This window comes from Pseudoalteromonas ostreae, from assembly GCF_018069805.1.
GTDB classification, from domain to species: domain Bacteria; phylum Pseudomonadota; class Gammaproteobacteria; order Enterobacterales; family Alteromonadaceae; genus Pseudoalteromonas; species Pseudoalteromonas ostreae.
Genome location: NZ_JAGPYN010000002.1, coordinates 148,044 through 171,068 on the forward strand (window position 1 = coordinate 148,044; position 23,025 = coordinate 171,068).

20 protein-coding genes are annotated in these 23,025 nt (G+C 40.3%); 13 read left to right on the forward strand and 7 right to left on the reverse strand.

The features are described from left to right. Positions 1–4: 4 nt before the first annotated feature. Positions 5–232, reverse strand: coding sequence for a YgjV family protein (locus J7338_RS01910; RefSeq protein WP_145235395.1), 228 nt, complete (start codon positions 230–232; stop codon positions 5–7). Between the two features lie 268 nt (positions 233–500). Here J7338_RS01910 and J7338_RS01915 point away from each other — a divergent pair, with 268 nt between their 5' ends. The 3 genes from J7338_RS01915 (at position 501) to J7338_RS01925 (ending at position 5,410) form a co-directional block, all read left to right on the forward strand. Next, a complete protein-coding gene (locus tag J7338_RS01915; protein ID WP_210795122.1) occupies positions 501–1,157 on the forward strand; it encodes a Crp/Fnr family transcriptional regulator in 657 nt (218 codons plus the stop codon). A gap of 347 nt (positions 1,158–1,504) precedes the next feature. Then, positions 1,505–3,124: a hypothetical protein gene (locus tag J7338_RS01920; protein ID WP_210795124.1), complete on the forward strand. Its 1,620-nt coding sequence runs from the start codon at positions 1,505–1,507 to the stop codon at positions 3,122–3,124. A gap of 162 nt (positions 3,125–3,286) precedes the next feature. Beyond that, on the forward strand, positions 3,287–5,410 hold the full coding sequence (locus J7338_RS01925; RefSeq protein WP_210795126.1) for a YjbH domain-containing protein: 2,124 nt from the start codon (positions 3,287–3,289) through the stop codon (positions 5,408–5,410). A 71-nt stretch (positions 5,411–5,481) separates the two neighbouring features. Here J7338_RS01925 and J7338_RS01930 read toward each other — a convergent pair whose 3' ends face one another. Both J7338_RS01930 and pepB read right to left on the reverse strand, forming a co-directional pair. Beyond that, on the reverse strand, positions 5,482–6,048 hold the full coding sequence (locus tag J7338_RS01930; protein WP_210795128.1) for a phosphoribosyltransferase: 567 nt from the start codon (positions 6,046–6,048) through the stop codon (positions 5,482–5,484). A 174-nt stretch (positions 6,049–6,222) separates the two neighbouring features. Beyond that, the gene (pepB, locus tag J7338_RS01935) at positions 6,223–7,518 is read right to left on the reverse strand and encodes an aminopeptidase PepB (RefSeq protein WP_210795130.1); all 1,296 of its coding nucleotides are present in this window, start codon (positions 7,516–7,518) and stop codon (positions 6,223–6,225) included. Between the two features lie 90 nt (positions 7,519–7,608). Between pepB and sfsA the strand changes: the two genes are divergently transcribed. The 10 genes from sfsA (at position 7,609) to mdoH (ending at position 18,056) form a co-directional block, all read left to right on the forward strand. Next, complete coding sequence (gene sfsA, locus J7338_RS01940) at positions 7,609–8,325, forward strand: DNA/RNA nuclease SfsA (RefSeq protein WP_210795133.1); 717 nt, start codon at positions 7,609–7,611, stop codon at positions 8,323–8,325. Between the two features lie 226 nt (positions 8,326–8,551). Beyond that, on the forward strand, positions 8,552–8,995 hold the full coding sequence (gene dksA / locus J7338_RS01945) for an RNA polymerase-binding protein DksA (RefSeq protein WP_145235383.1): 444 nt from the start codon (positions 8,552–8,554) through the stop codon (positions 8,993–8,995). A 17-nt stretch (positions 8,996–9,012) separates the two neighbouring features. Next, entirely contained in the window at positions 9,013–9,957 is a 945-nt protein-coding gene (gene gluQRS, locus J7338_RS01950) for a tRNA glutamyl-Q(34) synthetase GluQRS (RefSeq protein ID WP_210795135.1), read from the forward strand. Between the two features lie 391 nt (positions 9,958–10,348). Beyond that, a complete protein-coding gene (gene pcnB, locus J7338_RS01955; RefSeq protein ID WP_210795137.1) occupies positions 10,349–11,704 on the forward strand; it encodes a polynucleotide adenylyltransferase PcnB in 1,356 nt (451 codons plus the stop codon). A gap of 2 nt (positions 11,705–11,706) precedes the next feature. Beyond that, a complete protein-coding gene (gene folK / locus J7338_RS01960; RefSeq protein WP_210795140.1) occupies positions 11,707–12,192 on the forward strand; it encodes a 2-amino-4-hydroxy-6-hydroxymethyldihydropteridine diphosphokinase in 486 nt (161 codons plus the stop codon). Positions 12,193–12,223: 31 nt separating this feature from the next. Beyond that, positions 12,224–13,018 carry a 3-methyl-2-oxobutanoate hydroxymethyltransferase gene (panB, locus tag J7338_RS01965; protein WP_210795143.1) on the forward strand — a complete coding sequence of 265 codons (795 nt, stop codon included), beginning with the start codon at positions 12,224–12,226 and terminating at the stop codon, positions 13,016–13,018. Further along, complete coding sequence (gene panC, locus J7338_RS01970) at positions 13,018–13,869, forward strand: pantoate--beta-alanine ligase (protein ID WP_210795145.1); 852 nt, start codon at positions 13,018–13,020, stop codon at positions 13,867–13,869. The genes panB and panC overlap by 1 nt, the downstream gene beginning before the upstream one ends. A 17-nt stretch (positions 13,870–13,886) precedes the next feature. After that, on the forward strand, positions 13,887–14,126 hold the full coding sequence (locus J7338_RS01975; protein WP_210795147.1) for a hypothetical protein: 240 nt from the start codon (positions 13,887–13,889) through the stop codon (positions 14,124–14,126). A 320-nt stretch (positions 14,127–14,446) separates the two neighbouring features. Next, a complete protein-coding gene (locus J7338_RS01980; RefSeq protein ID WP_228732897.1) occupies positions 14,447–16,108 on the forward strand; it encodes an OpgD/OpgG family glucan biosynthesis protein in 1,662 nt (553 codons plus the stop codon). Then, positions 16,080–18,056, forward strand: coding sequence for a glucans biosynthesis glucosyltransferase MdoH (gene mdoH, locus J7338_RS01985; RefSeq protein WP_210795149.1), 1,977 nt, complete (start codon positions 16,080–16,082; stop codon positions 18,054–18,056). The genes J7338_RS01980 and mdoH overlap by 29 nt, the downstream gene beginning before the upstream one ends. Positions 18,057–18,135: 79 nt before the next feature. Here the strand turns inward: mdoH and J7338_RS01990 are convergent, their stop codons facing one another. The 4 genes from J7338_RS01990 to fba form a co-directional block, all read right to left on the reverse strand. Next, positions 18,136–19,104: a PstS family phosphate ABC transporter substrate-binding protein gene (locus J7338_RS01990; protein WP_210795152.1), complete on the reverse strand. Its 969-nt coding sequence runs from the start codon at positions 19,102–19,104 to the stop codon at positions 18,136–18,138. Positions 19,105–19,201: 97 nt separating this feature from the next. Beyond that, the gene (gene phoR, locus J7338_RS01995; RefSeq protein ID WP_210795154.1) at positions 19,202–20,524 is read right to left on the reverse strand and encodes a phosphate regulon sensor histidine kinase PhoR; all 1,323 of its coding nucleotides are present in this window, start codon (positions 20,522–20,524) and stop codon (positions 19,202–19,204) included. Between the two features lie 71 nt (positions 20,525–20,595). Beyond that, a complete protein-coding gene (gene phoB, locus J7338_RS02000; RefSeq protein ID WP_145235364.1) occupies positions 20,596–21,285 on the reverse strand; it encodes a phosphate regulon transcriptional regulator PhoB in 690 nt (229 codons plus the stop codon). A gap of 625 nt (positions 21,286–21,910) precedes the next feature. Beyond that, entirely contained in the window at positions 21,911–22,975 is a 1,065-nt protein-coding gene (fba, locus tag J7338_RS02005) for a class II fructose-bisphosphate aldolase (RefSeq protein ID WP_145235361.1), read from the reverse strand. Positions 22,976–23,025: the final 50 nt, after the last annotated feature.

A 23,025-nucleotide genomic window follows, 5' to 3' on the forward strand; every position in this document is an offset into this window, starting at 1 on the left:
GCTATTATTGTGGTTTTTGTTGTTGACGTTTGAGCTTAATTAAATGATAAATATTTACGAAGGTTAGCAAACCATTGGTGATAGCCACAGGCCATGCGGCAATCGCAATACCGTAGGCTGTGAAAGCAATACAACCGGCAAGATTAAACCAACGAAGTTTGCTCACATCACTCATAGTCAAAGAGGCAATAAGTAAAGCTGAGGCAAAATACCCCAAATATTCCCAACTCATTTGTTCTCTCCACTACTTTAGGTTAGCATTGCAAATGTTGTAGTTGAGGCAAAGTTATTCCACAATATAGCAATAGTATAAAAAGGCTAACTTACTAAAAACCCAAAGCTGCTAAAAGCACACTTTAATAATCATTACACGGGATATCAGGTGTTAAACTTAATTAACCGAGTTAACTAAGCTAGTAAGTTAGCGTAAATTCTTAGAATCTTAATGCTAACGTCATTAAGATGTAATAAATAGGACAATTGTCCGAAGGGCATTGTTGATGTTTCAATATCATTTTTCTAGTTATCTCGTCGACCAGCTACTAACCTTTGCTGGCAGTCGTTATCAACAATCTAAAAAAGAAGTACTGATCCACCAAGATCAACCTCTTACAAAATTAGTATTAGTCAGAAGTGGCACTGTATCGTTTAGTTATGATGTCGGTAATGGCCGCCGCTTACTGCTGGGCCAACTTGATTGCAACAACACCTTAATTGGTGAAATTGAAGCGCTAAACAATAATCCCTGCATTTATACAGTTACCTGCTTCAGTGACGTTAGCTACAACCTAATAGAACTAAAGCACTGGCGTGCCTTGTTACTTGAAAAGCCAGAGCTGAGTTTATACACAGCACAAACTATTGCCGCTAAATTTCAAGAAAACCAAAAAATTAATTTAGATAAACTATTGTTACCATTGGGTTACAATATCGCCAAAGACTGCTTATTACGTGCCGAAAATAATAACCCAACCCTGCTGCGCGCATACCCAACGGTAAATGCCGAAGCTGAACGTTTTGCCACCACAGAGCGAGCCTATCGCCGCGTAGTATCAGAACTGGTGGAAAGAGGCTTAGTCGCGCGTTCAAATGATGGACTAAAAGCAGTTAATTTAGATAAACTTAGCGATTATGTGGATAGTTTTTCGCAGCTATAACGTAGTCATTTATTAAAATCCAGCTTAAAAAAGCAACATTCAACAGCCTAAAATACGACTATTTACATTTACAACCTACTCCTTTAGCATAGTAAAAAATTACGAAGCAATGTTAAATCCGTAAAAATTAAACAAGATTTCTTTACCAAAACCAGTAACAATTTTCTTATTTAATTAATTAAAGTATATATAATGTTCACTTGACGTATATATAATGTGCGCTTATCCTTGATGAACTAATTATTGTATTATTGGTGCAAGCCTGACTTGGTGCGCGCTTCGGTACATTTATAAAACTGCAATTAAGTCTGTTTACTTTAAAGAGAAAGGAAAGAAAGGTAACGATTATGGGAAATAATAAATTCAAGCTCACCAAGCTAGCTCTTGCACTTGGCCTTACAGCAACTCTAAGCGGCTGTTTTAGTGACAACGACAATAACGATTATGTTAAGCCTCCTGTGAAACCAGAGCCAACAGTAAAAGTTCCTATTCCAGATACGCCTACTGCATTATCATTTTATGTAGCAGGTAATGTTGTTGATTCTGTATCTGGTGAAGTTGTTGCTTCTACAGTGAAATTCTTAGAAGCAGGCGTAGCCTCAACTAATGTTACGGCACTTAATGGTGATGAAATCACTGAAGTCAGCGCGGATGACGGTTTTTTTACCTTCACTCTTGCTGAAGGTGCAGAATTAACGTCATTAACTGCACTAGTAACAGCTGAAGGTTATGCTTCCAACAGTGTTATCATTGATCTAAGCGACAAATCTGAGGTGGTTGATACTATTGTTTCTTTAGTAAAATTAGACGAAGCTAAAGTTACCATTCTCAAAAAAGAAAATATTGCTGCTGCTGATGGTAAATTAGCAACTCCTTTAGATGAAACAGCTGGCGCTGCTTCAATCAAAATCGGCTCAGATATTGAACTTCAAGATGCCGCTGGCGCAGCCGTTACAGGTACAGAAATCACACTAAACGTTGTAACTGCAGACATTAACGCTACAGCAGATAAAACCCCAGCTGTTGACCTAATCCCTGAAGGCCTATCCAATGCCGATGCTGCTAAAGTAGTTGTTCCAGCGGCTTACATGACTGTTGAAATGTTTGCTGGTGACACTAAAGTTAAAAACTTCTCAGGAGATATCTCTTTAGCTGCAAACTTACCAAATACATTTAAAACAATTGATGGTTCAACAGTTGCAGCAGGTGATAAGTTTGACGTTTCTTCATATAATGAAGAAACTGGTGTTTGGACTAACGAAACTGAGAAAGCAACAGTAGGCACTGCAGGTGCACTAACTCTGCCAGCTAATTTTGCTACTGACCACTTAACTGGTTTTGCATTAAGCGAAGGCCAAACAGCATGTACAACTCCTATCGCTTACACCTTTACAGGTGATGCTGTTCCAGCTTCAGGTTTGTATGTACATCTTAATTCTTCAACAATTTCGAAAAAGAAACTTGTTAAGAAAAATCAAGGTAACCTTTACGGTTCAGGTGTTGTAGCTAACAATGCAGTTGCAAATGTATCTGTTCGAGATAAAAATGGTAACGTATGGGCCACTGTAGCTAATGCAAACTTATGTGGTACCGTAAATGTTGAGCTAAATAGCCCTGTAGATATCGTATCTCAAAACTTAAACGTTACATATACGTGCTCTAATGCTGAAGTAGATCAAAACAAAGCGTTCCCATTTACTGGTGCGGTAGTTTTATACTCTCAAACTAAGAGAGCAATTTCGACTGCAGTTGAGACTGCTGGCTCTTACGCATTAACAGGCCTGCAAAGTGGTTCATCTTATGATGTTAAGGTGATTCCTACAGGTGTTAATGTTGGCCTGCAAAGCACCACCGTTACAGCAAATGGTACTGATGTAACATTCAATATCCCACGTGATAACTGTACCGTTGAAGACCGTGTAGTAACTGGCACTACTGGCACTACTGGCACTACTGGCGGCAGCTAATTAATCAACATATTGGTTATCCTTTCAAAAGCCGCGCATTTGCGCGGCTTTTGTATATTGAAAATGCAATAATTTTTGTTTATAAGATTTTATTGCTACATTAAATACCTTGACTGGTTTTAAGGACTTAAAACCTAACTTAAATCTATTTTGGTTAACAACGTGATAAATAAAAAAACAACTTTAGTAACGGTTTGTGCTCTAACGATCAGCTCACCATTACTTGCCGATGATACAATGACTCACGGCATTGCTTATAACGGTTTTACCGGTATTTTTCATACCCCTTCAGCAGCAGTTATGGATAAAGGCATAGTTGATATAGGCTACAGCAATCAACTAGAAATTAGAGGCAAGTACGTCGATGGCCATAATTTTACTTTTTCAGCAGGGCTATTTGATGGGTTAGAAGTCAATGGTCGAATAACCTCATCAAGCATGCATGATAACTTATTTAGTTTTAGTAACAATGACCAACTTCGTGATTTATCATTCAATGCCAAATACCAAATTCCATTCATTCCTAAAGATTGGGTCAGTATCGCTGTTGGTGCTAAAGATGTTGGAGGGGCTGCTAATAACTATGAAGCGTATTACGCTGTTGCATCTAAGCAGTGGTGGGACTTCCGTTTTAGTGCCGGTATTGGCGCATCAGACACACTTACCGGACAGTTAGACGGTATTTTTGCAGGTATAGAATACCAACCTTTCACCTGGCTTTCTGTACTCGCTGAACATGATGCCGAGGCATTTAATGTAGGTGCTCGTGTAACACTTCCTAAAGAATGGTTATACGATTTAGCAACTGTTTCATTTAATAGCCGTTTATATTCAAATACAAAATTGGCCGATGATAATGTCTATTGGGGTATTAACGTAAGCATGCCGTTCAGTGATGAAGCGCGGACTAATTACACACCAGTTAGGCCTGCGCCTGTAACTCTAAAATCAGTAGAAAAGCCTACAAAGATAGCTAAAGTTACACAGCAATCAAACATTACTCTACAGCCTGAAAGTAACAAAAAGCTAGAAACAAACAGTACGGTTGCGAAGAACACTGAAACCGACTCAAATACTAACCAGCAAATACACGGTTTGAAAAACGCGCTTATAAACGATGGATTTGAAAATATCCGCGTAGGTATTTCTCACTCTCAGTTAATTATTGTAGAGTTTGAAAACTCTGTATTTAACCGCAACGAAATTGACGCACTTGGGCTCGTGTTAGGCCGCATCACTGAGCACTTTACCAGCAGCGATAATGAATTTGTAGTACGTTTATCAAAACAAGATATTCCACAGTTACAGCTCAAAGGCCGATTAGATAATTATCGTCGTTTTATCAATGAAAATATTACACCAGATTTAATAGTCAGCACTCAATTTAGTGATAAAGGTGCTGAAGGTGTTAAATGGGCCGGAAATACCCAAAGCACCAGCCCTTATTTTGTACCTAGACTATCTTTTACACCATCGCTTGCTTCAACTTACGCTACTGAATTTGGTGTATATGACCATTCATTAGCACTACAAGCAGATTTACATATGCCACTATGGTACGGTGCAGGTATCAACGTTACTGGTCAAGTAAATGTAGCTAACACTGAAAATTTTGAACCAGGAAAGGTCTTTCAAAACTCTCGTCAAGAGACTGGCATAAAACGAGCTATTGTCTACCAAACTTTTGCACTACCATTTAATATCTATAACCAAACTCAATTTGGTCTTTACCAAGATTACTTTGATTTTATAGGTATAACTAATGAAACTGTATGGCAAAGTCCAGAGGGTCGTCATAAAGTAAAAGCTAAACTAGGCTACTTTGAATACAAAGATTACAACACCGACAAGCGTGATTACTCTATTTATTCATACCGTTATTTATGGGCTGAAAAAGATGTCTCATTCCATATAACTGCAGGCCAATTCTGGAATGAGGACAGCGGTTATAAACTAGAAACTAAATTCTGGTTTGGCGACGCCAATATTGCAGTTTCATACAGCAATACAACCATAGAAAAAGTGGGTATAGGATTTAGTATTCCTCTGACATCACGTAAAGATATGAGTGCAGGAAACTGGCAAGTCAAAGGTGCGAAAAGTTGGAAGCATAGCGTGAGTACACGTATTGGTAATTCACATAACGCACTAGATTTTGGAAGCGCAACAACCCCAATTTCAAGCATCAATATAGATAAAAACTTCCTAAACCAAGATCGTATGTCGAGCAGTTACGTATATGCTCACTTAGCGCGATTAAAAGAAGTGTTTGAAACTTATAAATAATATTGGTTTAGACAGCTAATTAATAAATAAAAAAGGCCTTAAACAGGCCTTTTTTATTTCACCCAATAAATTTATTTTGCTAATAAAATATCGTGTATTTTTACTAAATCTGTTTTACCGGCGATGATCTCATCAGGTGTTAACCCCGATAGCTCATGTGGGAATACCAGCCATTCTTCTGATTCATGAATGTAGTAATCAGGCTTCATATCAACTTTTGAGTTTTTTGGCTTGTAGTACGGGCAAGCAACGCGAATATCTTGCGGTAAGTTTAAACGCATCAATTCCGAAAGCTTTTCTTTCAGTGCAAAAATACTACGCCCTGAATCAAATACATCATCAACAATCAATAGTGAATCACCCGCATTGGCATTCTCGATAATATAATGTAAACCATGTACTTTTATTTCTTTAGACTGTTTATTGATGCCGTAATATGAAGATGTACGTACTGCAATATGATCTGTTTCTATGCCTTTATAATCATAGTACTCTTGCACTGCAATCCCAATTGGAGCCCCACCACGCCAAATACCGATTATAAAATCAGGACGGAAACCATCTTGGTAAACTTGTGCCGCAACGCGAAATGAATCTTCGAGCAATTGCTGAGCCGTGATGTAAGTCTTATCAGACATAATAGAAACCCCAGTGTAAGTAGATCATTCAAGTGTAGTTTACAGCAAACTTGAACGACAAAAGTGGGGCATGATTTTACAGCAAATAAATAAAAAAAGCTTGTTTGAGTTTGTAATTACTATTTTTCAAGTAATAAAAAAGCGCCAATGTCGGCGCTTTTTAGCATAGAACGTTTATGCTTTTTCTAACAAAGTACGTGCTACGGTACGCATACCTACGGTTGTTGCGCCTGCCGCCCATTGACTGGTGCTGCCCATATTAAACGCTGCAGCTAAATCCATATGCACCCAGCCTTTGCCGTCGTTTGGTACAAAACGTGACAAAAAACCAGCGGCATTTGATGCACCACCATAACCACCACCTTTTTGAGCACGGCTATTAGCTGTATCAGCATATGGTGAAGGACAGTTTTGTTGATGCCACTTTTCAAGTGGTAGTGGCCACGCACCTTCCATTTCTTGTCCAGCAAAGCCTTCAACTTCACGTACAAACTCTTTATCAAGTCCAAATAAGGCATTGTACTCTTGACCAACAGCAACTAGCGCAGCGCCTGTTAGTGTTGCTGCATCAATAATTAACGGAGCGCCGGTTTCAGCTGCAGCCATCAGGCCATCGGCAAGGACTAAACGACCTTCTGCGTCGGTATTTACAATCTCAACGGTCGTGCCATTCTTATAGGTAAGAATATCACCCAGTTTGTAAGCATGGCCTGAAATAAGGTTCTCAGCGCAACATAAAAACAGTTTTATACGTTTGTTGATACCACGACTAATAGCCAACGCTAACCCAGCAGTAACAGTGGCAGCCCCCCCCATGTCGCATTTCATGCCAAGCATGCCTTCACTAGCTTTAATTGAATAACCGCCAGAGTCAAAAGTAATCCCCTTACCAACAAGTGCCGCATCCACAGGCGTATTTTCATTGCCAGTTGGGTTGTAATCAAGTGCAAGTAATACAGGCGGGCGCTCACTACCACGACCAACAGCATGGATACCAATCCACTGCTGCTCAAGTAGCGCATCACCTTTGATTATTTGGTAGCTCACGTGTTCAGGAGCTAGCGATTGAATAAATTCCGCAGCTTTACCAGCTAAACTTTCAGGGAAAATATCATCCGCCGTACCATTGATCATTTCACGCGCCCAAGTAGCCGAGCGTAGTAATGAAGCTAATTCTTGGCTATCTGTTTTAGCATTTTCGGCAAATGCAACACCATGTAATGACTTAGGAGATACAAAGCCTTGATAAAAAGCCCACTGTGTTTCTGTACACCAGCAATCACCAGCTAGCACGACATTTTTAACGCCTTGATTGGCAATACTGCGCGCGGCTTTTTGTACATTTACTAATGTTTCTTGTTCAGATAAATGAACCGTTGCACCGTGCTCATTAAAAGATAACGTAGCGGTTTCGCCCCAATGCGATGCAGCACCCTGCTCGCTTAATTGAACAACAAATTTTTCAGACATGTTAGAATACTCTTTGCGCTAAAATTGTGATAATGAGTTTACTATAGCCACAACAACTTCCCAACTGCATGAGACCAAATAACTAAAATAATGAAATATACAACACCACTCCAACACGCTACTTTAATCAAACGCTACAAACGTTTTTTAGCCGATTTACGCCTTAGCGATGGCTCAGAGTTTACTGCCCATTGTGCCAACACAGGTAAAATGACAGGCTGCGCGGAGCCTGACTTTTCAGCCTTTTATTCCACCAGTAGCAATCAAAAAAGAAAATATCCTCATTCATTAGAATTGACGCAAAACCAGTTTGGCCATCTGATCTGTGTAAATACGGCAATCGCGAATAAAATAGTTGCAGAAGCACTTCACGCAGCGCTAATCAGCGAGCTTAACGGCTACACTAAAATACAGCCAGAGGTTAAATATGGTGATGAAAATAGCCGTATCGATTTTTTACTTACAGCTCCTCAACACCCAGACTGCTATGTAGAAGTAAAATCGGTTACTTTACTCAGTCAAAATGCCCCGCAAAGCGGCCAAGGGTACTTCCCTGATGCTGAAACTCTTCGCGGTCAAAAACATATTCGTGAATTAATTGAAATGGTTGCACAAGGCCATCGTGCAGTGCTGCTATTTGCAGTATTGCACCAAGGGATTACGCAAGTTAGTGCGGCGCGCCACGTTGACGAAAAGTACGCTCAACTAGTTGATTTAGCAATTACTAAAGGTGTAGAAGTCCTTGCTTATAAAGCCGATATTTCGAGCACTGAAATTACACTAACAGAAAAGCTTACTTTTAATTAAAAGCGACTTGTTTTTAAGGTTTTCGCCCATATAACAAGGCAAGTTTTTGAGCACTTATTTTAACAATAATCGGTGTATAAACCACTTATCGTACCTTTTTTAATTTTATTGATGCGGTTTAAGTAAGACTAATTAATGAAAAATAAATTTGCCTAGGCCATAGGATTCTGTTATTTATAGCCGCCGGCTTATGCTGGGCATTATATTAAGGATTTAGGAGAAAGTTATGCCAGACCAAAAAAAATTAGGGTTATTGGCTCAGGCCGGTTTAGAACCGTACCAGGAAAAGCCGGGCGAAGAGTATATGAATGATGCACAGCGCACTCATTTCAAAACTATTTTGGAAGCATGGCGCAACGATTTACGCAATGAAGTTGACCGCACTAAATCGCATATGCAAGACGAAGCAGCTAACTTCCCTGATCCAGTTGACCGCGCAGCACAAGAAGAAGAGTTCTCTTTAGAACTTCGTACTCGTGACCGCGAACGCAAGCTGATCAAAAAAATTGAAAAGACGATCCAATTAATCAAAGAAGATGATTTTGGTTTTTGTGATTCGTGCGGGATTGAAATTGGTATCCGTCGTTTAGAAGCACGTCCTACAGCAGACTTATGCGTAGACTGTAAAACGCTTGCGGAAATCAAAGAAAAACAATCTGGACGTGGTTAATACTAGTAATTAATCAAATGTCTACCACAGCCGTAACTGCGCCTATGCGCAACTATCGCGGTCGCTTTGCACCGTCACCTTCTGGACCACTTCATTTTGGTTCGCTGGTGGCGGCTGTGGGCAGCTACCTTGATGCGAAAAGCAACCAAGGTACTTGGTTAGTTCGTATTGAAGATATCGACACCACACGTGTTGTAGACGGCGCCGCTAAAGATATTCTCAATACCTTAGAAGCCTATGGTTTGTACTGGGATGAAGAGGTGGTCTATCAAACTAAGCGCCATGACCTGTATACGCATACCATTAATAATCTAAATAACCAGCAACTTATTTATGCTTGCCACTGCTCGCGCAAAGAAATTAAAGCGCTTGGCGGTATTTACCAAGGCCGTTGCCGTCATTTAAAGCATAGTCAGAGCAGCAGCGCTCTGCGATTAATTCAGCAACATGCTACATGCCAATACCATGATCTCATTCAAGGTGAGGTGAATGTAGCCCATGCTCTCGCCCATGAAGATTACTTCATAAAGCGCAGTGATGGACTATTTGCTTATCAACTAGTGGTGGTCGCAGACGATATTGCCCAAGGTATCACTCATGTCGTACGCGGCGCAGACTTGCTTGAACCAACCGCACGCCAATTGAGCTTATTTAAACAATTGGTTAGCACTGCCCCCCATTACGCACATTTACCATTAGCAGTCGCTAAACCTGGGCTTAAATTATCAAAACAAAACTATGCCCCAGCTATTAGCAAAAGTAACCCCAAACCGGCTTTGCTGAATGCATTCGAATTTTTAGGGTTGGCGCCCAAAGATGAATTACTTGAACTAAATATCGAGCAAATGCTAGCTTGGGCTGTCGATAATTACAGCTTGCAAAACGTCCCTAAAGTGACACAAATTCAAATTTCGCAAAACCCACACAGCCATACAACCGCCTTTACGCATTTAAACAAATAAAAATTCACTAAAAAAGGCTAATTTTAAGGCCTTCAACTTAATTTTTAAGCTGTGCTGGTATATGATAGCCCACCTTAAATGTGCAATTCATTTAATTAATAGCAATTGCGTTAAGGTTGTACACGATTCAACAGTCAAGTAGCTCAATAACAGGATAATAATTTCCAGCGTCGTTATGCGAGAAAGTTTTAACCCTAGCAATGACTGTTTAACTGGCTAAAATGAACAAGGCTCTAATACCATAGCTATTACCAAGTAAACGCAACACCTGTGCAGTTAATAGCAAAGTGAGGCTATACTTGGTTTAATTTTTGATGGCGTCCATCAAATAACCGAATTCTGTAGGAGACAGATTATTATTTCCAAGCTTTTTCAATTTTGTCGGCAAATTATGGGCCCAACCGCCTCAGTAACAGCCGAACATACCCAAGTCTCTGCGCAGCCTTTAATAGTTGGACGCAATGAGCATGGTATTTCTCGCAAACAATTTAGCCCAAATGCAATCAAGGTATTATATCGCCTGAAAGACGGAGGCTTTGATGCCTACCTTGTTGGTGGTTGCATTCGTGATATTTTGTTAGGCCAACAACCAAAAGATTTTGATGTGGTCACCAATGCCACTCCAGATCAGGTTAAAAAGCTATTTCGCAATTGCCGTTTAATTGGCCGTCGCTTTCGTTTAGCACACATTGTTTTTGGCCGTGAAATAATCGAGGTTGCCACCATGCGTGGTCATCACGAAGCGCCTGAAGATAAAAACCAAATTAGCCAATCAAGTGACCAAGGGCAACTGCTGCGCGATAACGTTTTTGGTAGTATTGAAGAAGATGCTGAGCGCCGCGATTTTTCAATCAATGCGTTATATTATTCAATAAATGATTTTTCAATCCATGATTATGCTAATGGCTTAGCAGCTATTAACGCTCGACAAATCGAGATGATTGGTGATCCAGCAACCCGTTACCGCGAAGATCCTGTACGTATGCTGCGCGCAGTTCGCTTTGCAACCAAACTCGATATGTCAATTGCACCGGCAACCGAGCAGCCATTAAATGAATTAGCAAGCCTGTTAGATAATATCCCTGCAGCGCGGTTATTTGAAGAAACACTGAAACTGTTTTTAAATGGCAAGGCCGAAGCAAACTTTTTAATGCTTCGTAAATATGGCCTTTTCAAATCATTATTTCCAGCCCTTGATAATATTTTAGATAATAATCCTGATGGCTTAGAATTCGCTTTAATTCAACAGATGTTCCGTAATACAGATGAACGTATTAATGCCGATAAAAAAGTAACACCAGCATTTATTTTTGCTGCATTATTATGGTTCCCATTATTGCAAATCACTAAAGCACTGCAAGAACAAGAGCAACTATCTGAATACGATGCTTTCGCTCAAGGTATGAATAAAGTGCTCAGCGATAATGCCCAGCATATTGCCGTACCAAAGCGTTTTACCCTTGGCGCTCGTGATATCTGGCATATTCAGCACCGCTTAGATAAACGCTCAGGACAACGTGCATATCGCCTTACACAGCAACCACGGTTTAAAGCTGCGTATGACTTTTTACTCTTGCGCGTACAGGCAGGTGAAAAACAGCATCAGCAATTAGTTAACTGGTGGACTGACTATTTAAAACAAGACATCAATGGTCAAAAAGAGTTGGTTAAAGCGTTAGGTACGCAAGGCGCAACAAAAGGCCGTCGCCGTACTCGCCGACGTACCCCAAAGACAACAAAGGAGTAATTATGGAAACTGTCTACCTTGGTTTAGGGGCTAATTTAAACGCTCCACGTACACAACTAGATAACGCTGTAGCTGCATTGCGCGCATTAGCTGATTGCGAGTTTATAGGTGTATCGCATTATTACGCGAGCAAACCAATGGGCCCGCAAGATCAACCTGACTACGTTAACGCTGTCGCGGCGCTAAAAACCACGCTATCACCTGAGCAATTGCTTGATTTAACACAACAAATAGAACTTCAGCACGGCCGAGTACGAAAAGCACAGCGCTGGGGGCCGCGCACCTTAGATATTGATATTTTATTATTTGGTGATCAAGTCATTAATAGCGAGCGTTTAATTGTACCACATTATGGTCTAACTGAACGCGAGTTTGTGGTTTATCCGCTACTTGAAATAGCCCCAAAGATTACGCTGCCAAATGGTACATTACTTCACAGTATTACCACCAATTTGCCACTAAACGAATTACAACAATTATCTCTGTAATTAATTTCAGGCCGTTGCCTACGAGGATACTATGTCTAAAATAACCGTTTCTACGCTCAATAAAATGAAAGCAGACCAACAAAAAATTACGGCATTAACAGCCTACGATGCCAGCTTTGCAAAGTTATTTCACGATAACGGCGTAGACGTTATTTTAGTCGGTGATTCGTTAGGTATGGTGTTACATGGTAGCGATGATACGCTGGCTGTCACCAATCAAGATGTTGCATACCATACTCGCTGCGTACGCGCTGGTAGCCGTGATTTATTCGTCATTGCAGATATGCCATTTATGACCTATTCAAACCCAGCCGAAAGCTGTAAAAATGCAGCAGAGTTAATGCGAGCTGGTGCTAACATGGTCAAAATTGAAGGGGGAGAATGGTTGTACGACTCGGTTGTTGCGTTGACTCAACAAGGTATACCTGTATGTGGACATTTAGGCTTAACACCGCAATCAGTACATGTGTTTGGTGGTTTTAAAATCCAAGGCCGTGGAGAACAACAAGCACAAAAAATGATTTGCGACGCCAAAGCGCTTGCAGCAGCGGGCGCACAGATGCTGGTTCTTGAATGTATTCCATCTGAGCTTGCCAAGTTAATTACTGACGCGGTTAATATTCCTACCATTGGGATTGGTGCAGGTAATCAAACTGATGGCCAAATTCTAGTGATGCATGACTTAGTTGGCATTTCAGCCGGTTACATCCCTAAATTTTCTAAAAACTTTTTACTCGAAGCTGGCAATATGCCGGATGCGGTTAAAAAATATTGTAGCGACGTTCAAAGTGGTGCTTTTCCAAGCACGGAACATGAGTTTAAATAATGCAGTCGATCACTGAAATAAAATCATTACGCAGTCAAATTAAAGCATGGCGTCAAACTGGACTTAGCGTAGCATTAGTACCAACTATGGGTAATTTGCATCAAGGGCATTTTTCACTTGTTGAGAAAGCTAAAAACATGGCTGATAAAGTCGTGGTTAGTATTTTCGTAAACCCGATGCAATTTGGTGCCAACGAAGATCTTGATAACTACCCGCGCACCCTCACTGCGGATAAACAAGGGCTTGCTGAGCTTGGGACGGATATGGTATTTACGCCGACTGTGGAGAGCATTTATCCAAACGGTTTAGATGCGCAAAGTTTTGTCGATGTACCAAATATATCAATGGGCTATTGCGGCGGCTCACGCCCAGGCCATTTTCGCGGTGTAGCAACGGTGGTTACTAAATTATTTAACTTAGTACAGCCTGACTATGCGTGCTTTGGTGAAAAAGACTATCAACAATTGCAAGTGATTAAAACCATGGCCCACGACCTGTCAATTCCAGTAGAAATTATCGGCGTTGCAACCAGTCGTGAAGTGTCTGGATTAGCAATGAGTTCTCGTAATGGCTACTTATCAGAAGATCAAAAAGAAACTGCAACAGTGTTATTTAAAACCCTTAATTGGAGCGCAGAACAGTTAAATTCAGGACAACGTGATTTTGACGACATATGCTTACAAGCAAAGCAGCAACTAGAGCAAGCAGGGCTCAAAATTGACTACTTTGAAATAGCTCAGCGCGATACCTTAAAAAAAGCTACACTCAATGATAGTCAACTAGTGATTTTGGCGGCAGCCTTCTTAGGACCAGTAAGACTAATAGACAATCTGCTCGTTGATATTACATAACAATAATTGGGATAAGCATGAATTCATTATTAAAATTATCAAGTATTTCGCTGTGTATCGGCCTATTAGCCGGGTGTCAAAACCAAATAGAAAACCCAGAAATGCAGCAATGCGCACAACAGAATTATCAATGTGAAGTGAACTGCGAACAACAAAGTACCGGCGAAGGCATGGTATATAAAGTCTGTAATACCAAATGTATTGAAGCCTATAACCAATGCAAAGCAAATGCACAAGCATTAGGTAATACACAATAATACACTTTAACTTGCCAATTATCATGATTGGCAAGCTTCCTTACCCCCCGTGTCTGCTTTGAGTATCTTTTATACAGTAGTCATCGTGATTTTTCTGCCATTCACCTTATAGCAAGGTTTACTCTAGTAATATCTACTTACATTCATAATAAGTAGTCATACATTCCGTGTAATTATTTCCAGCTTATACAAAGAAAATACACTATCTACACGACTAACAAAGAAAAAGCATATGAAATATATAGATTTATTTCTGAAAACTTAAATTCGACTTATTACAGTATTTTAAAATTAACTAGGTAATGGCTAAAGGAAACCCTATGGAAACGACAAAGCTAGTAACTCTGCATCTATTAAGTAAAAATAAAGTTTTATTAGGTGCATTACTCACCCTATGTGTCTGCAATGTTAGTGCTACACAGGATAACCCTGTAACTCAAGCTGAGCCAATAAGCGCTTCGCCAATAAAACAGCCAACTGTGCTTACAATCCCTTCAGAGCAGTTATTTGAGGTGATCACAAGTAGAGCTAAACAACTAGCTGAAAAAGCTTACATACCGGATCAAAAAATTGCGATTGATGCGTTAACGGATATTAATTATCAAGATTATAGGGCGATTCGTTTTCGTCAAGAGCATGCTATCTGGAAAGGTGAAAGTTTATATGAAGTGCAATTATTTCATCCCGGCTTTCTTTATAAAAATCCTGTTACTATCAATACTGTTGATACCGATGCCAAGGTAGCAAAGCTTCCATTTAAAACCAATTACTACCGTTATGATGGTACTGCGGCACCACTTGAACAAAAAATTACTGCGGCTTTAGGTAACAACCAGCTAGGCCATGCCGGTTTTCGATTGCACTTTCCTTTAAACGATAACGAGTATAAAGATGAAGTAGCAGTATTCCAAGGCGCTTCATATTTTCGCATAGTGGGTCCTGATCAAGTATATGGTATTTCAGCGCGAGGTCTGGCCATTGATACAGCACTCAGCTCGGGTGAAGAGTTTCCAGTATTTAAAGAGTTTTGGTTAGTTAAGCCAAAACCCGAAGACACTCACATTGTATTATATGCATTACTTGATAGCCCTTCTGTTACTGGCGCATATCGTTTTGAGATCAGCCCATCAACAGCAACTGAAGTAACAACTAAAATGCAAATATTCGCCCGAAAAGACATCAAAAAACTAGGTATTGCACCGCTTACAAGCATGTTTTACCACGGCGAAAATAGCACTAAATTCTTTGATGATTATCGACCAGAAGTACATGACTCTGATGGTTTGCTTATGCAATCACAAGACGATAAATGGGTGTGGCGAGCACTGAATAATCCTAAACAGCTTAGTGTAACGTCATTTGGTTATGACAATCCAAAAGGTTTTGGCCTTGCACAACGTGACCGTGAGTTTAATAACTATCTCGATACTGAAGCACATTACCATGCTCGCCCAAGCCTGTGGATTGAACCACAAGGACAATGGGGAAATGGTCGAGTTGAGTTAGTAGAAATACCGACTGACACCGAGACCAATGACAATATCGTTAGTTATTGGGTGCCAGAGCAATCACTTAAAGCAGGTGAAACACTTAGTTTTAGTTATAAATTGTCAACATTTAACGCAGTGCTTGCGAGTCAAGATAAAGCCCGAGTCTTACGTACTCGCATTGGCAGTGCTGCATTACCCGGTGAAGATAATCCGCCACCAAAAAGTCATCGCCAATTTACGGTTGACTTCTCTGGTGACAATATTAACAACTTATCAGCCAAGCTAAAATTGCTTGCTAATTTGACCCTAAATTCAGGTGAGGTAAGCGATAAAAGAGTGCAACAATTACCAAATAATCAAGGCTGGCGTGTTGCTTTTAAAGTCGCGCCAGAGGGCGGTAAGCCTGTTGACATGCGCTTATCATTAACATTACGTGATAAAGAAGTAAGTGAGGTATGGAGTTATGTCTGGTATCCAAATGACGTCGAGTAACAGTAATATGCGCAATACTGCAATGCCTTTTAAAAAGACTCGTGTATGGCTGTTTTCACTGTTAGTGTTAACCATCTCAGCTTATGGTATGTGGATCATGTTTGATATTTTAAATTCAAATGGCATGACCCCGCTTGAGTATGCATTACTTGCGCTGTTTTCAATTACCTTTACTTGGATTGTGACCGCATTTTGCAGTGGCTGTATGGGATTTATTTTACAATTATTTAGAATTGACCCGCTGACACTAACGCGCCAAAAAGCAATCGAAATTGATGAGCAAGCATTGAGTAAAACCAGAACTGCCATCGTTATGCCTATCTACAATGAAGATACACAACGAGTTATCGCTGGTTTTGAAGTGAGCTTACGCTCACTGATAAAAACAGGCCAATTTGCGCATTTTGATTTCTACTTATTAAGTGATACACAAGATAAAGAAATAGCTAACAATGAGCTAAAAGCGTGGCATGCCTTGACCGAACGCCTAGGTGATTTTGCCAAACAAACTTTTTATCGCCGCCGCGAAGATAACAAACACCGTAAGGTAGGTAACTTAACTGACTTTTGCGAGCGTTGGGGCAGTAAATACGAGCACATGATTGTACTTGATGCTGATAGCATCATGACGGGTCAATGCATGCTTGAGCTCACCAGCAGCATGATCAACAATCCACAAGCTGGGCTTATTCAAACGATTCCGATCCCTGTTAGGCAAGATACTTTTTTTGGTCGCTTTCTACAGTTTGCGTCAGTACTTTATAGTCCAATGTTAGCAACCGGTTCAGCTTTTTGGCAGACTAATCACGCTAATTACTGGGGCCACAATGCAGTCATTCGGGTTAAAGCGTTTATTGATTGCTGCGGTTTACCAGTGCTAGAAGGCAATGCTCCTTTTGGCGGCGAAATTTTAAGCCATGATTTTGTAGAAGCTTCATTACTGCATCGTTCTGGATGGGATGTATTATTACTCAGTGATATACAAGGTAGCTACGAAGAAGTACCGAGTAATATTTTAGATTACGCTATTCGCGACAGGCGCTGGGTGCAAGGCAACATTCAACATTTAGGTTTGTTACCTGCGTCGGGTTTAAAAATAATGAGTAAGCTGCACTTTTTATTAGGTGCAACGGCATACATTTCATCATTAATTTGGTTATCTATGCTAGTGCTAAGCACTATAGATGCAGTCACTCGCGCACTAAACAGTAATGTCTATTTTAATCAGGTATATCAATTATTTCCAACTTGGCAAATAGCAAAAACAGAATTAATTAACTCACTGCTTTTTGTCACAATTGTGTTGTTATTATTACCGAAATTAATGGGGATTATTGTCACCTTGCTCCATCGTAATAAACAATTTGGTGGCTCATTTAAATTAATTTTAGGCTCAATCATTGAAACCGTATTTGCCATTATTATCGCCCCGCTGATGATGGTTTTTCATAGCTACTTTGTGGTGTGTGTATTTTTAGGTAAAAAAGTAACCTGGGACGCCCAGCCTCGCTCAGGCCGTATGGTTCCGTGGCAAGAAGCGATAGGCTACACATTACTTTCAACCTTAATCGCCTTAGCTTGGGGCGGTATTGCTTATTACTTTACGCCAGTATTCTTTTGGTGGTTATCGCCGATTTTAATTGGATTGATCTTAGCAGCGCCAATTGTACGATATTCAAGTAGCATAGGGTTAGGCGTTAAATTACGTAAAATGGGCATATTTATTTGTCCAAGTGAAGTTGATAATAACGACACCCTTGCAGCCTTACGTGTACATGAGCAAGAAATAGCATTACCGAATGATGATGTTGCTAACTTTTCAATCCCTACATTGGGGCAAGAGCAATCTAGCGTAATGCCAATTCAGAGCTTTAAGCGCCAAGGTTTAAGTAAACGTAAACGCGTTTTAAATGCCCATCAACAACTCAAAAAGAAGCTATTTAACTAACCCCTGAACTTAGTTGATATAAAAAAACCGCGCAATTTACATTGCGCGGTTTTTTATGAACTCATAGTTGGCGTTAAGTTTAAAGAAGACCTAGCTTCTTAAGTTCGCCCATTGCCATCTTGCCAGAAAGTGGTACATAACCATCTTTCTCTACAATTTTTTGGCCATCTTGTGATAACACCATTTTTAAGAACTCTGCTTCAATAGGTGCAAGCGGTTTATTCGGGTGTTTATTCACATAAACATATAAAAAGCGCGACAGTGGATATTTACCTGTTGCTACATTTTCAAGTGTTGCATCAACAAAGTTATCGCCTTTTTTCGCCAGTGGTACAGTACGTACGCCTGATGTTTTATAACCGATACCTGAGTAACCAATTGCATTCACTGATGAAGAAATTGATTGCACTACCGATGCTGAACCTGGTTGCTCGTTCACGTTGTTACGGAAGTCACCTTTACATAGCGCTTTGTTTTTAAAGTATCCGTAAGTACCAGATACAGAATTACGACCATAAAGCTGAATGTCTTTTGCAGCCCAATTCCCTGTTAAACCAACATCACTCCAGCGAGTTACATCTGCGCCAGCACCACATTTACGAGTTGAAGAGAAAATAGCATCGATTTGGTCAATACGTAAACCTTCAATTGGATTGTCTTTATGAACAAATACTGCCAATGCATCAATCGCTACACGTACTTCTGTAGGTTTATAACCATAACGTTTTTCAAACGCTTCGATTTCTTTTGATTTCATTCTGCGGCTCATTGGGCCAAAATTTGCAGTACCTTCCGTCAATGCCGGTGGCGCAGTAGATGAACCAGCCGCTTGAATTTGGATGTTCACATTTGGGTAAATACGTTTATATTCTTCAGCCCAAAAGGTCATCATGTTGGCTAAAGTATCAGAGCCCACAGATGAAAAATTACCTGAAATACCACTGGTTTTTTGATACTCAGGAATAGCTGTATCTACTGCCATTGCTTGTGCAGATACAAATGTTGTTACTGCCACACCCATTGCGGCTACTAGGTTTTTAAATCTCATTAGGTTGCTCCGATTTTGTTCGTCCATTTCTTAACTGTCGCCTACTCTAAAGAGAATAGATGACAGTTAGATTACTCTAAAATGACACTTTTATGACTTAGGCGTTTTTGGCTAAATTATTTAGCAGCACTGTTTTTTCACGACTAAAAGCAAACGAAAAACATGAACCTTCACCTAACTTACTTTTAATTATCAATTGGCTATCGTGACGAGTGAGTACGTGTTTGGTAATGGCTAACCCCAGCCCCGAACCACCAGTTGTACGACTACGTGCTTTATCAACTCGATAAAAACGCTCAGTCAAGCGGTTAATATGCTCTGGTGCAATGCCATCACCATTATCAACCACTGAAAAGGATGCGTGATTATCTTTTAGCTGCCAGCTTACGGTTATTTTACCGCCCGCTTTGGTGTAATGAATGGCATTAAACACTAAATTAGAAAAGGCACTGCGCAGCTCCTCTTCAGCGCCTTTTATATCGACATCGGCATCAATATCAAATATCAATTCATGCCCTTTATCTTGATTCAATGATTGTGCTTCAGTTCTAATATAGTTAAGTAACTGCGGTACATTGATCGCTTTATCATTATCTTGGCGTCGAGCGCCTTCAATACGTGATAACGACAATAGCTGATTTACCAAGCTATCCATGCGTTTACACTGTTCAAGCATAGTACCTTGTGCTTTATTCCACATTGCCGGTGGCGGCACCATATCGCCATCAAACATTTCTAAGTAACCAGTAACAACGGTTAATGGCGTACGTAGTTCATGCGATACATTGGCCACAAAGTCTTTGCGCATTTGCTCAAGTTGCTTTAAACGCGTTACATCACGAACAACAACCATTAATTGTGAGCTGGCATATGGCATTACCCGAAACTCTAAAACTTGCTCGACACTGTGACCACTTTCAAGTTCTAATGCTTCATCAAACAATTCCGTTTGCATGTATTTCGCAAATTTAGGATCGCGAATAAGGTTGTCAAGCCGTTGACCATGATCCGCTGGCCACTGTAAACCAAGCACTTTTAAAGCTAGTTGATTACACCAAACAATACTTAAATCACGTTGTAGAACAATTACCGCATCAGGCACCGCTTCGGCACCATCGCGAAAACGACGGATCAAATCAGCTAATTCATTACGTTTTTTACGGTTGCGATGTTGTAAATGGTAGATCCCTTCAAATACTTGCTCCCATGCCCCCTCGCCTTCAGGTGGATTAAAACTACGTTGATTCAATAGCCAATCACTGAGCCGATAGAGTTGATGATAATGCCACACAAGCAATGAGAAAGATCCTAAAAATAAAAGCAAAAATGGCGCACCAATAAGCACGCCAATTAATAATAAAGGAAGAAAATAGATAAACAGACGCTTTGCTAACGCCTGTTTATTAACAACTCGATACATACACTCACTTTACCTTAGAGTAAGTAAATTTAAGCCAAAAGTAATTATTGGCTTAGTCATCTCCATGACACTTATAATTTACTGGAAAAACGATAGCCTGCACCACGTACAGTTTGTACTAAACGGTCATGACCAAGCGGTGCAATCGCTTTGCGTAAGCGACGAATATGCACGTCTACGGTTCTATCTTCAACATAGACATTAGTCCCCCATACGTTATCTAGTAGCTGTTCACGGCTATAAACACGTTCAGGATGAGTCATAAAGAAATGCAGTAAACGGAATTCTGTTGGTCCCATATCTAACTCGCTACCTTCTGAGGTAACACGGTGTGAAATAGGATCAAGACGTAAACCATGTACATCAATCGCTTCTTCCAATGAAGTTGGCGACACACGACGAATAACGGCTTTAATACGCGCCATCAATTCTTTTGGTGAAAATGGTTTAGTAACATAATCATCTGCACCGACTTCAAGACCGCGAACTTTATCTTCTTCTTCGCCGCGAGCAGTCAGCATAATAATAGGAATTTGGCGAGTATATTCACTTTGCTTAAACTTTTTAGCAATTTGAATTCCACTCCCTCCTGGTAGCATCCAATCTAACAACACCATATCAGGATAAGGCTCTACCATCGCTGCAATGGCTGAATCGTAATCTTCCGCTTCAATTGCTTGAAAACCATTTTGCTCTAATACAAAAACCAGCATCTCTCTGATCGGTGCTTCGTCATCGACGACAAGTACTTTACGTGACATTCCAATTTATCTCTTTCGTTATCGAACTAGTTTTCATTATTATGACTAAGTATGACATTTTTATGAAAGTGTAACGTGTAAATCGAAATACGGGGTAAAAAAAACAAAATAAACCTTTTTAAGGTACGGAGTAAGCGTGCATTATCAAATTTCACATTTAAACATCATACTTTAGAATTGCTGCATTACTACTTTGTATTAAATTCCCCTTTCAATAATCAACTATACAGTATCACGATGTAAGCCACGAAAGTGTCTTTACCCCCTAACTCAGCCAAACACCTATTAACACCTGCGATCATTTACAGAGATCAAAATCCTACTAAGTTTCACATCAGGGATCATTCGTTTACCAACCGAGTCAGATCTGGGATCAGTGCTTTACCTAGCTAAAGCCATAAGTTGCTGATCATTTATACAACCAGGCTTTGAAATGGCTATTTTTATGACAAAACCTCTGTAAATCAAGCTGATCCTTAGTAAAAATCGGATCCCAACAAAGCACAGTTAGTAAATCAATGATCCCAAAACCCCTTGCTTGGTAAAATAATGATCTTTTACGATCAGATATAAAAAAGCCAGTAGCTTTAACACTACTGGCTGTTTTATAACTTAATAAATTAACTTATTTAATTTTCGGATCTAATTCACCCGTTAAATATTTAAGGTGCATCTCATCAAGTGATATTGGTTTGATCTTACCTGCTTGACCCGCAGTACCAAATGACTCATAACGTGCAACACAGATCTCAGTCATTGCTTTTGTCGCTTCAGCTAAATACTTACGTGGATCAAAGTTTGCTGGATTAAGTGCAAGGTGACGACGAATAGCCCCTGTAGATGCTAATCGTAAGTCTGTATCGATATTTACTTTACGTACACCAAACTTAATTCCCTCAACGATCTGCTCAACTGGCACACCATAGGTTTCTGGGATCTCACCACCATATTGATTAATGATCTCAAGCCACTCTTGCGGCACTGATGACGAACCGTGCATAACTAAATGAGTATTAGGAATGCGTGCGTGGATCGCTTTAATACGATCAATCGCTAAAATGTCATCCGTTGGCGGACGTGTAAATTTATACGCGCCGTGTGAAGTTCCACAGGCAATTGCCAGCGCATCAACATGGGTTTTACTTACAAAGTCAGCCGCTTCTTCTGGATCAGTTAACATTTGATCGGTGGTGAGTTTACCTTCAGCACCAACGCCATCTTCTTCGCCAGCTTCGCCAGTTTCAAGTGAGCCTAGCACACCTAACTCACCTTCAACAGACACACCACAAGAGTGTGCAAGTTCAACAGTTTTACGCGTTACATCAACGTTATACTCATATGATGATGGTGTTTTACCATCGCTCATTAACGAGCCATCCATCATCACTGATGAAAAACCTAATTGAATTGAACGTTGGCAAACACCAGGTGAGGTACCGTGATCTTGGTGCATAACCACTGGAATATGTGGCCACTCTTCAATCGCAGCTAAAATCATATGACGTATAAATGGGGCACCAGCGTAGGCACGAGCGCCAGCTGAACCTTGTACAATTACTGGGCTGTTAGTTTTATCAGCCGCCATCATAATAGCGCGGATCTGCTCTTGGTTATTAACGTTAAATGCTGGTACGCCGTAACCATGTTCAGCTGCATGATCAAGAAGTTGTCGCATACTGATTAAAGCCATTTGGTATTCTCCAAATTGTCGATAGCTGCGCACGCGCAAAGCTATCTAGT

Bases quoted from the DNA above. Each gene is read 5' to 3' on its own strand.
- J7338_RS01910 (WP_145235395.1), bottom strand. From the start codon at position 232: ATGAGTTGGGAATATTTGGGGTATTTTGCCTCAGCTTTACTTATTGCC.
- J7338_RS01915 (WP_210795122.1), top strand. From the start codon at position 501: ATGTTTCAATATCATTTTTCTAGTTATCTCGTCGACCAGCTACTAACC.
- J7338_RS01920 (WP_210795124.1), top strand. From the start codon at position 1,505: ATGGGAAATAATAAATTCAAGCTCACCAAGCTAGCTCTTGCACTTGGC.
- J7338_RS01930 (WP_210795128.1), bottom strand. From the start codon at position 6,048: ATGTCTGATAAGACTTACATCACGGCTCAGCAATTGCTCGAAGATTCA.
- pepB (WP_210795130.1), bottom strand. From the start codon at position 7,518: ATGTCTGAAAAATTTGTTGTTCAATTAAGCGAGCAGGGTGCTGCATCG.
- sfsA (WP_210795133.1), top strand. From the start codon at position 7,609: ATGAAATATACAACACCACTCCAACACGCTACTTTAATCAAACGCTAC.
- dksA (WP_145235383.1), top strand. From the start codon at position 8,552: ATGCCAGACCAAAAAAAATTAGGGTTATTGGCTCAGGCCGGTTTAGAA.
- gluQRS (WP_210795135.1), top strand. From the start codon at position 9,013: ATGTCTACCACAGCCGTAACTGCGCCTATGCGCAACTATCGCGGTCGC.
- pcnB (WP_210795137.1), top strand. From the start codon at position 10,349: ATGGGCCCAACCGCCTCAGTAACAGCCGAACATACCCAAGTCTCTGCG.
- folK (WP_210795140.1), top strand. From the start codon at position 11,707: ATGGAAACTGTCTACCTTGGTTTAGGGGCTAATTTAAACGCTCCACGT.
- panB (WP_210795143.1), top strand. From the start codon at position 12,224: ATGTCTAAAATAACCGTTTCTACGCTCAATAAAATGAAAGCAGACCAA.
- panC (WP_210795145.1), top strand. From the start codon at position 13,018: ATGCAGTCGATCACTGAAATAAAATCATTACGCAGTCAAATTAAAGCA.
- J7338_RS01975 (WP_210795147.1), top strand. From the start codon at position 13,887: ATGAATTCATTATTAAAATTATCAAGTATTTCGCTGTGTATCGGCCTA.
- J7338_RS01980 (WP_228732897.1), top strand. From the start codon at position 14,447: ATGGAAACGACAAAGCTAGTAACTCTGCATCTATTAAGTAAAAATAAA.
- mdoH (WP_210795149.1), top strand. From the start codon at position 16,080: ATGTCTGGTATCCAAATGACGTCGAGTAACAGTAATATGCGCAATACT.
- J7338_RS01990 (WP_210795152.1), bottom strand. From the start codon at position 19,104: ATGAGATTTAAAAACCTAGTAGCCGCAATGGGTGTGGCAGTAACAACA.
- phoR (WP_210795154.1), bottom strand. From the start codon at position 20,524: ATGTATCGAGTTGTTAATAAACAGGCGTTAGCAAAGCGTCTGTTTATC.
- phoB (WP_145235364.1), bottom strand. From the start codon at position 21,285: ATGTCACGTAAAGTACTTGTCGTCGATGACGAAGCACCGATCAGAGAG.
- fba (WP_145235361.1), bottom strand. From the start codon at position 22,975: ATGGCTTTAATCAGTATGCGACAACTTCTTGATCATGCAGCTGAACAT.